The organism is Staphylococcus sp. SM3655 (genome assembly GCF_016917315.1).
GTDB lineage: Bacteria > Bacillota > Bacilli > Staphylococcales > Staphylococcaceae > Staphylococcus > Staphylococcus aureus.
Genome location: NZ_CP070305.1, coordinates 1,509,929 through 1,523,488, shown reverse-complemented (window position 1 = coordinate 1,523,488; position 13,560 = coordinate 1,509,929). Strand labels below are relative to the sequence as shown.

Annotated in this window: 13 protein-coding genes; 4 read left to right on the top strand and 9 right to left on the bottom strand. The window is 31.5% G+C overall.

Annotated features, from left to right (window positions below):
* Nucleotides 1–82 precede the first annotated feature (82 nt).
* Nucleotides 83–535: a hypothetical protein gene (locus tag JQN76_RS07490; protein WP_000216727.1), complete on the bottom strand. Its 453-nt coding sequence runs from the start codon at nt 533–535 to the stop codon at nt 83–85.
* Nucleotides 536–827: 292 nt separating this feature from the next.
* Nucleotides 828–1,994, bottom strand: coding sequence for a multidrug efflux MFS transporter NorA (gene norA, locus JQN76_RS07485; protein WP_205397762.1), 1,167 nt, complete (start codon nt 1,992–1,994; stop codon nt 828–830).
* Nucleotides 1,995–2,202: 208 nt separating this feature from the next.
* Here norA and JQN76_RS07480 point away from each other — a divergent pair, with 208 nt between their 5' ends.
* The 3 genes from JQN76_RS07480 to JQN76_RS07470 all read left to right on the top strand — a co-directional run bounded on the left by JQN76_RS07480 (nt 2,203) and on the right by JQN76_RS07470 (nt 3,709).
* Nucleotides 2,203–2,625, top strand: coding sequence for a PPC domain-containing DNA-binding protein (locus JQN76_RS07480; RefSeq protein ID WP_000776018.1), 423 nt, complete (start codon nt 2,203–2,205; stop codon nt 2,623–2,625).
* 185 nt (nt 2,626–2,810) lie between these two features.
* Entirely contained in the window at nt 2,811–3,428 is a 618-nt protein-coding gene (locus tag JQN76_RS07475; RefSeq protein WP_001191875.1) for a DUF1361 domain-containing protein, read from the top strand.
* Nucleotides 3,425–3,709, top strand: a complete 285-nt coding sequence (locus JQN76_RS07470) for a hypothetical protein (RefSeq protein WP_000154462.1) — start codon at nt 3,425–3,427, stop codon at nt 3,707–3,709. Before JQN76_RS07475 ends, JQN76_RS07470 begins: the two co-directional genes overlap by 4 nt.
* Before the next feature lie 154 nt (nt 3,710–3,863).
* Here JQN76_RS07470 and JQN76_RS07465 read toward each other — a convergent pair whose 3' ends face one another.
* The 5 genes from JQN76_RS07465 to JQN76_RS07445 form a co-directional block, all read right to left on the bottom strand.
* On the bottom strand, nt 3,864–5,237 hold the full coding sequence (locus JQN76_RS07465; RefSeq protein ID WP_000952032.1) for a cryptochrome/photolyase family protein: 1,374 nt from the start codon (nt 5,235–5,237) through the stop codon (nt 3,864–3,866).
* Between the two features lie 85 nt (nt 5,238–5,322).
* Nucleotides 5,323–6,876 carry an SLC13 family permease gene (locus JQN76_RS07460; protein ID WP_001836961.1) on the bottom strand — a complete coding sequence of 518 codons (1,554 nt, stop codon included), beginning with the start codon at nt 6,874–6,876 and terminating at the stop codon, nt 5,323–5,325.
* Nucleotides 6,877–7,158: 282 nt separating this feature from the next.
* Nucleotides 7,159–7,446 carry a hypothetical protein gene (locus JQN76_RS07455; protein WP_000180416.1) on the bottom strand — a complete coding sequence of 96 codons (288 nt, stop codon included), beginning with the start codon at nt 7,444–7,446 and terminating at the stop codon, nt 7,159–7,161.
* Nucleotides 7,447–7,480: 34 nt separating this feature from the next.
* Nucleotides 7,481–8,389 (bottom strand): aldo/keto reductase, encoded by a 909-nt coding sequence (locus JQN76_RS07450; protein WP_000435107.1) that lies wholly within the window; start codon nt 8,387–8,389, stop codon nt 7,481–7,483.
* A gap of 102 nt (nt 8,390–8,491) precedes the next feature.
* A complete protein-coding gene (locus JQN76_RS07445; RefSeq protein WP_000794414.1) occupies nt 8,492–9,418 on the bottom strand; it encodes a CobW family GTP-binding protein in 927 nt (308 codons plus the stop codon).
* Between the two features lie 227 nt (nt 9,419–9,645).
* Here JQN76_RS07445 and mgrA point away from each other — a divergent pair, with 227 nt between their 5' ends.
* A complete protein-coding gene (gene mgrA, locus JQN76_RS07440; protein WP_001283444.1) occupies nt 9,646–10,089 on the top strand; it encodes a global transcriptional regulator MgrA in 444 nt (147 codons plus the stop codon).
* Between the two features lie 126 nt (nt 10,090–10,215).
* Here the strand turns inward: mgrA and JQN76_RS07435 are convergent, their stop codons facing one another.
* Nucleotides 10,216–11,889, bottom strand: a complete 1,674-nt coding sequence (locus JQN76_RS07435; protein WP_000857620.1) for an amino acid ABC transporter ATP-binding/permease protein — start codon at nt 11,887–11,889, stop codon at nt 10,216–10,218.
* On the bottom strand, nt 11,886–13,517 hold the full coding sequence (locus tag JQN76_RS07430; RefSeq protein ID WP_000737159.1) for an ABC transporter ATP-binding protein/permease: 1,632 nt from the start codon (nt 13,515–13,517) through the stop codon (nt 11,886–11,888). Before JQN76_RS07430 ends, JQN76_RS07435 begins: the two co-directional genes overlap by 4 nt.
* Nucleotides 13,518–13,560: the final 43 nt, after the last annotated feature.

Sequence of the window (13,560 nt, the reverse complement as noted above, 5' to 3'; positions counted from 1 at the left end):
TTATAAGTTGAATTCACCTTTTTAAATTAAATTATTGCAAAATAAAAACAGTATATCCAATTAGAATACACTGTTCCATCTATTATTTCGTTATTATGCCTTGATTTGAAATACTTACATGTTGCTTACTAGTTGAATTATCATTGGAATACACATAATTATATCCATGATTTGTCTTAGAAATTCTTTCTAAACCATAATTATCATTGATATGCTTATCTGCATAACGATCAGCAATAACTTGGCACTCTTGTTCGTTAAAAGAATTTGATTTATTTGCATTCACACGATGTTTAAAATGATTTTGCTTTTTCACATTTTCATTCACTTCAGATGCTTTAGCAGTATGAATATTGAGAATATCCATTTTCTTTTTATAAGTATCTTCAGTTGATACATTTATCGCGTTAAGCGTATTAATTGTTTTATGTACCTTAGCAAGCGCATCTTCATTTGTTGCTAATATTAATAAACCAATTAAACAAACGGTTAATATTACAGCAACAAAGCCTAAAAATAAATTTTTTACTGTCATCCCCTTACCCACATTTCCTTACTCATTTTTTATCATCTTAACACATTAACGTTAATGAATTAGGTATGTGGATTGCAATTTAAAAAGAATGTAATATTTGTAACATGTTTATTACTCAAAATCATTTTTTGTTACATATAACATTTAAATATAAAGAGTAAAACATTTAGTCAATCGAATCTTTTTAAATGTAAAGCATCGAATTTTCTTAATAAAATTCATAAGAAAAACGATGCTAATCATTCATAATATTACGCTTTACTTTATATCAATATACACCAAAATACTTATGCTACATATTTTGTTCTTTCAATTTTGCTCTATGTTGCTTTTCAATTAAAACAATAACAACACCTGCTAATGAAACACCTATATCCATATAAATTGGTGCTTCAATGTGTACATCAAATAACGCACCTGCGATTAAAGGACCTATGAAATTACCCATACTAGTGAATGTCGAGTTCAATCCGCCTGCAAAGCCTTGCCTTTCTCCAGCAATATTAGAAAAATAATTTGTAATGGCTGGTCGTATCATATCAAAACCTATGAAGACAACAAAACTGATTAACATTATTGACCAATAGCCATTAGCAAAAACTAATAATATTAAGACAACAACTGAATATAATAATGACCAAGCTATAAATGTTAACTCTGAGAAATACTTCATAAATTTATCGAAGAAATAGATTTGGAAAAGTGCCCCAAATATACCGCCACCCGTAATAGCAATCGAAATATCTTTAGGTGAATAATTTACCTTGTCAGCTGTGTATAGTGAATACAATGTTTCAAATGCAGATAAACCAAACGATAATACAAGTGTTAAAATAACTGGTGTAATAAACACTTTCCAGTTAATTTTCGTTAGCAATTGTGGCTCTAACTTTTGGAAACCACTTGTCGTAGACTTTTTCGGATCGTGAATCAATACAATTGACATTATAAATGCTAGAATACCTAATGCTCCTGCAAAGTAAAATGGCATACGATGTGAAACTTCTGCCATAAATCCACCAATCCCTGGTCCTAAAATGAATCCAGAATTGATAATCGCTGACATGTAGCCAAAGTTTTTTGCTTTTTGATGGCTTGGTGAAATGTCAGCTATTAAACCTGTCACACCAGGCATTACCATACCAGCACTCATACCACCAATCACTCTCGATAACATCAATACCGAAAAATTGTGGCCAACTGCAAACATAAATTCTGACACTGAAAACAAAATTAATCCTATACATATAATTAATTTCTTCCCTAATTTGTCAGCTAGCGTACCACCAAACGGCGATATAATCATTTGAGATAACGCAAAAGCAGCAACTAGTAATCCTAAATCACTACCAGTTAATCCCAAATCTTTTAAATAAACAGGCAAGACTGGTATTACTAAACCGATACCTAAAAAAATCAAGAAAATATTAAAATATAAGACAAAAATCTGTTTATTCATATGCTCACCTCTTTTTTCTCCATGTCATGCTTAAAGCTGTTATTCTTCTTTTCCACGACAGATTGCAATTCATGCTAAATATTCGTAAAAAGTTTCTATATTGTATTACAACATTGCTACATTTGACAATATTTTTTCTTTGTAATTATCACTATTTTCCATTTAATTGTATAATTAATGACATATTAAAATAAAGGGGATTGATCATATGAAATTGCAAAAAAGTAATCATACTATACTACTAGTGTTGGAAAAAGGAGAAGATATCGTTGAATGTATAACAACCTTTGCAGATGACCAAGACTTAACATTTACATCTGTCAGCGGCATTGGTGCATGTGATGACGTTGTATTAAAATTTTTCAATTTAACAACGAAACAATACGAAGAAAAACATATTACTGAGCCACTGGAATTGACGAGCTTATTAGGTAATATTTCTCGTCTAGACAATGGTCATTTTGCACATTTGCATGCTACTTTCGGTACTCAATCATATGAAACTTTTAGCGGACATCTCGCTAAAGCAATTGTTTCTGCAACTGCTGAAATCATTCTTACTGTAACTGATTTGGACATTCAACGTTCATTCAAAGATGCAGTCGGTTTAAATTTACTTGATCCTCAATAGCACTTTACTTTTTAGTTGAATCAAATTTTATTACAAGTTATCATAAGTGCTTAATCATAAATGCATTCTCGTTTATTAATATACTTCAACGAGTTAAATTAAATTTTTAATTAGGAATTGAATGCGTTTATAACTATCACATTTGAATGAATAACTTTTTCATTAGAAAGTAGTGTTTATTATTGATGCAATCTCGATACATCGCTAGAATTTACTTTTTAATTTTATTTATCGTCTCACTTTTTGAGACTAAAATTTTTCAATTTATGACTTTAAATTTGTTTTTAGCATATATACCTTTTGAGCTTAGTCTATTATTACGATTATTCAAACCGAATAAAAAGTATGAATGGCCACTATTTATCATATATAGTTTTATATTTGTGTTACTTTTACCAAATACATTTTATATGGTAACTGATTTAATCCATTTGAACCAATTTCAATTCAACTTTTACGCAGGACTAAATTTAAGTGAGTGGAAATACTTTACCTATTTACTGCTTGGTGTCTTCTTAGCGGTTTATGTGATGATTTTAATCTATTTTGAAATACTAACATTGACTTCTCACCGTTGGCTTAATAGATTAATTGTTGTCGTGCTAATGTTTTTAAATGGATTCGGAATTTATATTGGTCGTTTCTTACGCTTACATTCCGTTTATTTCTTTAATGAGCCCTTACATGTTTTAAATCACATTCTAGAAAGTCTAACGCTTAAAACTGCTATGTTTGTATGTTTTATGGTTGTCATGCAAGTAGCAATTCTATTATTTGGAAAAGGAGTGCGTTTGAACAAGTGACAATAAATATAATCGTTTTAATAGTATCTATCATTGGCTTTCAATTGATTATTGGACACATATGGCATGATATTGGTTTAAGTTATTTAAGAAGTATCTTACTCATGATGCTGCCATTTGGACTAGGTGTATTTATACAACAAGTGTCGTATTACGAACGACAATATCCTAAATGGCAAGTGCCTCAAAACATAAAAGTTAGATTGAAATATATTTATCTCACTACGTTTTTAGAGTATGTCGTACTATACCTCACTTTATTTACGGACATACTAAGATAACATCAAATTAATAAGAAAACTAAATACAACTTATATATTTGAGGAAAGCCAATTTCTATCACATCAATAATAGAAATTGGCTTATTTATATTGCTTAAGAACTTTATATTCTGCTCCAGATTTTACTCATGCCTGATCTATCAATTGAGACGAATTAGTCTAATGCTTTAAATGTCGCTAAAACTTGAGATCTCTTTTCTTGATGATCCACTATTTGTTTTGGATAATGACGACCTAATTCAATCCCCTGTTCAAAAAGGTTGGACTCATTGCGTTGCGTATCATGCAAATATTTTGCATCAATTTGATTAAAAATCGGAAGATATGTTTTGATATACAAAGCTTTAGCATCAAAGCGTTCACTCTGTCTTATTGGATTAAACATTCTAAAATACGGCACTGCATCCGTACCTGTAGAAGCAGACCATTGCCATCCATGAATATTTGATGCTGCATCATAGTCAATAAGGTGCTTTCTAAAGAATTTTTCTCCCCATGTCCAATCTATAAATAAATCTTTGGTTAAAAATTGCGACACAACCATTCTCATTCGATTATGCATAAAACCAGTTTGTGTCAATTCCATTATTGCTGCATCAATGATTGGAAATCCTGTTTGCCCTTCGCACCATACATTAAAATCCGCTTCATTTTGCGACCATTTTATCTGTCGATATTTAGGTTTGAAAGCTTGGTATGAGGTTTCTGGATACTGTGTCATTAACACATAATAAAATTCTCTAAAAATGAGTTCACGTATAAATGCTTCATAGTTTGCCTCATCTTCATCATAACGCGCCAATAAATCATTAAAAATTTCAATAATATCTAATAATCCATATGCTAAAGCAACACTTAGCTGACTTGTTAACACTTCAGGTAAATAGTCTCTTCCGCTTTCGTAATTCTGTATATCTTGATCTAAAAAATGTTGCCATTTATTCTGTTCAATTACTTGTAAGGATCCAAACGCTATGTCATCAAACACTAAATCATCAGGTGATGCAATGACAAAGTCTTCGAATGATTTTAAATCATAGTGATATACGTCTCTATGCCTCAAGTAAGGTCGCCATTTTTTATAGAAACTAGTAAAAACTTTGTATGGCTCCCCTTGTTGATTCATTGTTTTACTCGCTTTAAAGTAATGATTCCCACGTATCAAAGTAACGGCAATGCGTGCTTCATTGAATAAAGAACGTTGATGTAAAATATCATATTCTTCAAGATGATAACTCATAATATCACCCGCAATCACTACTTCAGAGATATTGTTTTCTTTACAAAATGAAATGATATCGTCATAAGACATAACATAAGGTGTAAGCTTTTCTGCGTGCAACGATTGGTAAAAGCGCTGCAAAGTACCGCGATAAAACTGTGCTTTCAAATCAGAAGCTGAAGACATGTCCTCTTCCGGAATGATAAAATAACATGCATCAATGTCTTCTTTTTGTTGATAAATATATTCAAATAATGGATTGTGTTCCATTCGAAACATTCGATTTAATAACACAGCAATTGCCATAAACAAAACACCCTTCAATTATCTTTTTATTTTATTAAGCTTTTTGTCACTTTAAAATAACCTAGATTCTTATTTATATTTTTAATTAAAGCAAACCTAACCATTTCCAATAAGTCATACTAAAAACTATCACTAGAATATACCCTACAATTGTCAATGGTATACCTGCCTTCAAGAAATCTTTAACCGTAAAAGTACCAGTGCCATAAGCCAACATATTTTGAGGTGCACTAACAGGTAATAAGAAACCAAAACTAATAACAAATTGTTGAATTAAAACAAATCCTATAGACTGGTCTCCTAAGTGTAACGTAGAGGTTAGCGAAATAAAAACAGGTATTAACGCTGATGATAAACTTGTTGCACTCGCAAAGCCCAAATGAATCAATATATTAAAAATCGTGATAAGTGCAATTGTCGCGATAATAGGTAAATGTTTTAAACCTAAAACACCAAAAGTTTGATCACTTAACCATTGAGCTGCACCTGTTTTCAAAAGAACGTTACCTAGTGAAATACCTACACCAAACACGATAATTGTCCCCCATGGTATTTTATTTTCAACATGTTTCCATGTCATGACACCAATTTTCGGCATTAACATAACACCTAAAGCAATAATAGTAATGGATGCAGAGTCAATCGGATGTAATACTTTTTCAGTTGACCAAAACAGTAATAATAACATCGATATAACAATTAAACGCCATTCACGTGCGCTAACGGGGCCAAGTTTATGCAATTCTTCTTTTATTAAATCTTTACCACCTTCTATTGTATTAATTTCTGGAGGCATCACTTTAATCATGATGAAATATAAAGCTATGGACATAACTATGGACCAAGGCGCTGCATATAAGAACCACTCGCCCCATGAAACATCAAATCCTAATTGATGGTTTATAAAATTAATCGCTACGATATTTTGTGCTGCCGCCGTTTTGATACCAATATTCCAAATTGACACAGCTTGTACTGAAGTAATTATTAATAAAGACGCTAACTTGCTATCTTTGGAAACTTTAAATGCCGCAATCATACCCAGCAAGATTGGTACAACTGCCCCTGCTCTAGCTGTTGCAGAAGGAACGAAAAATGCAAGTACAATTGAAACGATAATTGCTCCAATAACTATATTTCTAGTTTTATTACCAACAATTGATAACACTAAAAGAGCTAGTCTTTTATGCAAATTCGTTTCTTGCATAGCAGCAGCCAAAAATAATGCAGCTGCAACGAGAGCTACAGCTGAAGTTGCAAATCCACTAAACGCTAATGATAATGCATGATTAGTTCCTAGAAGGTCACTTCCAGCTAAAACAGCACTGCCACTTTTCGGATTACCTAGCTTCTCCCCTAAATTTTGAACCGGGCTAAATCCTAAAAGTAATATCATTAAGCCAATAATTAAACTTGCTGACACCGGATATGATACAGCTTCCGTTACCCACATAATAACTGCAAAAGCTAAAATAGCTAGTACTGCCTTAGCCATTATTGGCAGACTTGAAGGTGCCGGGAGTAATAGTACAACTATAAGTATTATAAAACTCATGACAATCCAAAATGGCTTGTATTGCTTTTTTGTCTTTTCTTTCTTTTGTTGTTCATGTTCCACTACATGTTTTTCTTCTGACATAACAGTCACCCCTTTGTTTAATCTTAATTTAATTATAACAATTTTTTAAAACATACATTTTTAATTTATGCAAAATACACAATTTTATCGAAATATTTTGTAAATAATATTGCTAGGTGATGAGTTATCTCGGTTAATTACAAAACGATATCTAAGTTTAAATATTAGATCATAAAAAAACTATCTACTGAATATCCTCATAGCATCATTTTTCTAAGCAAAAGTTAAACTTAGTTAGATAAAATGCAAATGAGATTATTGTAGATAGTCTCTTTTTAATATTTAAAAATGATTAATGCCATAAACATAAATAATTCCAAAGAATGCCGCGCCACTAAGCACTGTTAATATAAGACTTAGTAACAATGTGCGTTTATAGTGTTTAATAAATGCTATGAACAAAATGACTACATTATACGCAAAGAAAAGTCCGAATAATGTCATTGTTATTTTCAAATCAGAATAGAAAATATTTAATAGTAATACAATGACTGCATAAATTAAATATGGAATAACTATAAATTTGCGTTCAAATCTTAATTGTTCGAAACGTTTATCTTCGTTTGTCATGATATGCTCCTTTATGATTTAAAAGTAAATAAGTTTACGGAATATCTTGTCCGATAATAGCGGTGTAAATGTCAAACCACGACTGATCATCTAAATTAAGTTGTAGCCCTTCGATTGCTTGATCAATACGCTTTAACTGACTTGTTCCAAGTATCGGCATGATACGATGCGGTATTTTTACTAACCACGCTATCATCACAGCTGTGTCACTCACACCATATTTGTCAGCTATTGATTGAACAACTTTCATAATACGTTGCGCTTTAATATCTTCCTTGTCGAAAATTTTACCGCCTGCAAAAGGACTCCAAGCCATGATTTGAACATGATTTTGATACATTGAATCCATTGTTCCATCTTGTAAACTATCAACGTGATATGGCGATAATTCTAATTGATTGATGCTAATATGTAGTCTTTCTTTCATAATATATTGATTTAACAATTGGTATTGTGAATGATTAAAATTCGACACCCCGAATGACTTCAACTTACCTTGTTTAACAAGTTTAGTTAATGCATCAGCAACTTGTTCTGGATCCATCAATGGTGAAGGACGATGAATGAGTAGACTATCTAAATAATCTACATTCAAATTGATTAATGACTGTTCAACAGATTTCACGATGTGCTTACTACTCAAATCATAACGATGTCCATTTGTAAAATCAAATTGCTTAGAAGGCAAAATGATACCACATTTCGTAACAATTTGAATTTTATTTCTTAATTCGGGTGATAAATCCAAAGCATTACCAAACAGTGATTCACATTGATAATCTCCATAAATATCAGCATGATCCATCGTTGTAATTCCACGTTCAACTAATTCATTTATAAAATAATTTAACTCTTTCGCAGTCATCTTCCATTCATTTGCACGCCAAAAACCTTGTACAAGCCTAGAAAAATGAACATAATGATTAATCATTATTTGTTCCATATCTCATCCACTCCATCCCTCAATGTCACAAAATATTCACAATAAAAGTATTAAGAAATTAATGTGCTATTTCCGTTAAATTGAAACAACATATTTTCTGATTTACGTAAATTGTAGCATATCCAATTGATTACGTATGTGATTTGTATCTAAAGTTTCACCAATAATAACAATCGTTAATGGTAATTGCATGCCAATTATTCCATAGTCTGGTAAACCATATGCATATTGAAATTCATAAATTGCATTTGGTTGATCTCTAAATGACACATAACCTTTCAAACGTAGAACAGATTCCGGTAATTTCATTATAAATTGATAAAACAATTGACGATCAATCGGACCTGTAAACGTGTAAGTCATACTTTTAATCCCATGATGATGGTGATGATGAGACGATATCTCTCTGTCTTTAACAGTTAAGTCCATTTCTTCCAACGAAACTTTTCCATAGGTTGTTTTATAAGTTGGAATACTTGCACAAATCATACTTAATTGCTTATCAATTTTCTCAAGACTGTCATCAGTTACAAGATCAATTTTATTAATAATAATCATGTCACTTAGTTTCAACTGATCTTCCATCAGCGAAACTGTATTTTCGGTATATTGATGACGTTCCAAAAATCGAGTCGCATCTAATACACCATAAATAATCGGCTTTTCAAAGAAATTAACGATTTGCGGATCTTGACATGCAACTAGTAATTCTAAAGGATGCGCAATGCCTGTCGCTTCTATGATGACATGATTAACGTCCCCTTTTAAAGCAATGGCTTTTAGTTCATAGACAAGTTCTTGTTTAAGATCGCAACAAACACAACCATTAATCAATGAATGGACTTCAATTTCATTTGAAATACTATTGCTATCAATATCAAAAGTACCGAATTCATTCATGATGATTTTAATTTTCTCATCATTTTTTAATAATTCACTAATATAATGTGTCAGTAACGTGGTTTTACCACTACCCAAAAATCCGTTAATTATGGATATTCTTATTTTTTCATCTTTATTATTTTTCATTTTATATTCTCTTTTCTATTACAGTTATTTTTAAAAATGATAACATATATATTAAATTATCTTTTTGCTTGATTTAATCAAAAATATCTTCTAAACTTTAAACATACTTTAATTTTAGCATGGCATTGAATCAAAGAAAGTTGTGAATTAATAAACAATCAACTTTTTAATGATTACCAATCCGAAAAGAGAAAAAAACGGATAGTATAGTCTGGAGGAGAACTTTAATGTCTGATCAACATAATTTAAAAGAACAGCTATGCTTTAGTTTGTACAATGCTCAAAGACAAGTTAATCGCTACTACTCTAACAAAGTTTTTAAGAAGTACAATCTAACATACCCACAATTTCTTGTCTTAACAATTTTATGGGATGAATCTCCTGTAAACGTCAAGAAAGTCGTAACTGAATTAGCACTCGATACTGGTACAGTATCACCATTATTAAAACGAATGGAACAAGTAGACTTAATTAAGCGTGAACGTTCCGAAGTCGATCAACGTGAAGTATTTATTCACTTGACTGACAAAAGTGAAACTATTAGACCAGAATTAAGTAATGCATCTGACAAAGTCGCTTCAGCTTCTTCTTTATCTCAAGATGAAGTTAAAGAACTTAATCGCTTATTAGGTAAAGTCATTCATGCATTTGATGAAACAAAGGAAAAATAATTAACTTTTGTCATGACAATTAAAGTAATGTTTAGAATTTATTAAGAATAGAAAAACAATTAGCACGCGTAAGCTTGTTAGTTAAAAAACTGCTTGAAAGGTTTCTTAGCCTATCAAGCAGTTTTTTTATGCATTATATTGAATCATATTCCATAAAGCACCTTGATTAGCGAGTAATTGTTGATAGTTTCCCTTTTCAACTATTTTACCATTTATCATCACAATGATGGTCTCAAAACGTGACAATAAAGTTAAATCGTGTGTAGCAACAATTAATGTTTCTGCATGTGCTTCAATTAAATCCATAACTTTTAAACTATTTTGTTTATCTAATGCAGTTGTTGGTTCATCTAAAATCCATGTTGATGCAGTATCTTTTAATAACATCCTTGCAATCGCTAAACGCTGAATTTCTCCGCCAGATAATGTATGACCATCTAAGTCAATTTGACGTTCTAGTGCCAAATGTTCTAAATCTAATTGCTTAAATATTGCTTGCACCGCTTCATCTTTTTCATCGGTAAATAAATTTTGACGTATTGTACCATCAAATAATTGTTGAGATTGTAGCAAGACATTTAACGATTCAAACTTATCTTTGTCATCTATTTCAAACATATCCATATTTTCGAAACGAATAGAGCCACTATCTAATTGATATAACCCAGCCATAATTTGTAGTAATGTACTTTTTCCTGAACCAGAAGGCCCCACAATCGCAATCTTTTCGCCTCTATTAACATTAAAATTAATATCCGACAACACATACGTTTGCTGGTTCCAATACTTAAAACTAGCGTCCTTAACTTCATAAATGTTCGTTGCATCATACTTATCATTAAGACGGTTTTTTCCATTAGTAGAAGGTACAGATATCACTTCATTAATATCATGCAATGCTTGGTCAGTATCCGCTTTATAATACGCGACATTTGTCATTGGTACAGCTTGTTCAAATAAAGTTAAGACCATTAAAACTATACTCGTCATATAAATAATATTTAGTTGGCCTGCATTAATTTGAATTAATCCTAGAACTAAACTACCAAAAATCGAAAGCATAGCAATAATATTTAATATAAAATCATAAATCGTTAAAAAGCGTTGCTCTTTAAGTTGTAATTTATCAAAATGATTTAATTTAGCCATCAAATTATCTCGATAATGATTAATTTGATTAAATCGACGTAGTTCATCCATACCAGCTTTATAATCATAAAAATGATTTAAAAATCGGGCCTGTTCATTAGCTGCATGTTTCTTTAAAGTACGTGCTTTTTTTGAGCTTAACCAAGGAACAACGAGTAAAGTAAACAACATGCTAACCATAATCAATAGCGCATGGCCGATTGAAATGAACGCCAAAACTATGACTGTAACTAGCGCTGTCAAACCGATGACGACTGGTGGATAATAAACACGTAAATATATATTTTGTAATGCCTCAACACGACTAATCATACGTGAAATTAAATCACTAGAACTCAGTTTACGGTAAACATTAGGAATGACATTTACTAATTTACCGAAAAACTGTACCCGAATATCACGTAGCATTGTAAATGTAGCTTTATGAGAAATAAGGCGCTCTACGTATCGAGTAATAGCTCTTAAAAACCCAAACAATTTTACTGTAACGACTAAAATCATCAGAGCGTATAGTGGCGCACCAAGTGCACTTTGTGTCACCATATAACCACTTAAGAAAAACATGGCGAGCGCAACTAAACTTCCACAAACACCAACAACTATAGCTAACAATAAATCCTTATCTACTTGAAATTTTAGTCGTGTTTTCATAAGTCATCACCATTTTCTGTTATATTTACTGAAATATTGCGATCATCAGCAATCAGTCTTCCATTTTCTATATACAAGCGTCGTTGTAAATGGCGAATTGTATTATCTCTATGTGCAATGACAATCATCGTTGTATCTTTAAAATGTTGAAACAGAACGTTCTGAATCATGTGTTCTGTTTGAATATCTAAACCAGTTGCAGGCTCATCAAATATAACGAGATCTGGCTTCATAACTAAAAGACGGCAAAGTTCTATGCGTCTCATCTGTCCACCAGATAACATTTCGCCTCCTTCACCTATTATTGTGTTAATGCCTTTTGTGAAAGATTGCACTTTGTCTAATAAACCTACTTCGTCTAGCACTTCTTCAACAGTTTTATTTTCTATATCTTTAAACATCGTAATATTCTCTTTTATAGAAGCACTGAAAATATATGGCTGTTGACTAAGTATTCCTATATTTAAATCACGCTGGTTTGTACTTATAGTACCTATTGTTGGCCGATAAACACCTGCAATAAGATGTGTCAAAGTGGATTTACCTGCCCCGCTTGGACCTACAAGTGCAATTTGATCACCATTATATATTTCCAAATTTAAATCATTTAATACCAATCTATCAGAATTATTATATCGAAATGATATATCTGTTAACTGAATAAATGGCTTTTGATTTTCCTCATACTTTAATAGAAATTCATTATTATTGTTCGGTTGTTCTAAAAACTCAAACACAACGTCACTGGCACCTTCACTTTGTTTTCCAGTATGGAACGCTTGCCCTAAGTCCTTAATTGCATTATAAAATTCAGGCGCTAAAATAATCGCAATTGCCGCAGTTTTAAAATCAATATTATGAAATACTACTAAGCTTAGCGTTGCTTCCAATGCAACCAATCCAATACCTAACATACTTATAAATTCGAGCATTAATCCCGATAAAAAAGCACTGCGTAAAATGCGCATTGTTAAAGTTCTAAACTGAGTACTATCGTCGTAAATATGCTTCTCTGTTTGCTCTGTACGATTAAATAGCTTTAACGTCACTAAACCTTTAGCAATATTTAAAAACCGTTGACTAAATTGATTCAAATAAGTCATTTGATCTTTTGACTCATCTCGCGTTTTCAAACCGAAAATAATATAAAACAAAGGAATAAATGGTGCAGTTATTAACATAATTAATGCGGTATTGAAATGGATGAAAAACATTGCAATGATTATGATGAGCGGAACCATCATTGATTTGAACACTTGAGGCAAATAACTCTTATAAAAAGGTGCTAGACCATCAATGTTTTCTGTGAGTATAGTCATTTGTTCACCGATTGGATGACCATTATTTTTATAAATAACCCGCTGTCTAAGCATATGCTTAACTTTAAATGCTAATGTATCACCTAACCATTGATTTAGAAATTGCACAGTTGCTCTTAAAAGTAAAACACCTAATAAAATAAATAATACAATCCATAAACCTTGAAATTGATGTCTTATAATTTTAGCTAAAAAATCTGCTATTAAAATATTTTGCGTTATAACGAGTATGCCGAGACCAGTACTGACCAAGAACATGAGTACCGGAAAAATTTTATATTGAAACAGTATTGTTGTTAATTTTTTCACAATTATATCACCTAAACCTATTATAAAAGGTTTTCCTTAAAAT

Coding starts and splice junctions, on each gene's coding strand:
- JQN76_RS07490 (WP_000216727.1), bottom strand. CDS start 535: ATGACAGTAAAAAATTTATTTTTAGGCTTTGTTGCTGTAATATTAACC.
- norA (WP_205397762.1), bottom strand. CDS start 1,994: ATGAATAAACAGATTTTTGTCTTATATTTTAATATTTTCTTGATTTTT.
- JQN76_RS07480 (WP_000776018.1), top strand. CDS start 2,203: ATGAAATTGCAAAAAAGTAATCATACTATACTACTAGTGTTGGAAAAA.
- JQN76_RS07475 (WP_001191875.1), top strand. CDS start 2,811: ATGCAATCTCGATACATCGCTAGAATTTACTTTTTAATTTTATTTATC.
- JQN76_RS07465 (WP_000952032.1), bottom strand. CDS start 5,237: ATGGCAATTGCTGTGTTATTAAATCGAATGTTTCGAATGGAACACAAT.
- JQN76_RS07460 (WP_001836961.1), bottom strand. CDS start 6,876: ATGTCAGAAGAAAAACATGTAGTGGAACATGAACAACAAAAGAAAGAA.
- JQN76_RS07455 (WP_000180416.1), bottom strand. CDS start 7,446: ATGACAAACGAAGATAAACGTTTCGAACAATTAAGATTTGAACGCAAA.
- JQN76_RS07450 (WP_000435107.1), bottom strand. CDS start 8,389: ATGGAACAAATAATGATTAATCATTATGTTCATTTTTCTAGGCTTGTA.
- JQN76_RS07445 (WP_000794414.1), bottom strand. CDS start 9,418: ATGAAAAATAATAAAGATGAAAAAATAAGAATATCCATAATTAACGGA.
- mgrA (WP_001283444.1), top strand. CDS start 9,646: ATGTCTGATCAACATAATTTAAAAGAACAGCTATGCTTTAGTTTGTAC.
- JQN76_RS07435 (WP_000857620.1), bottom strand. CDS start 11,889: ATGAAAACACGACTAAAATTTCAAGTAGATAAGGATTTATTGTTAGCT.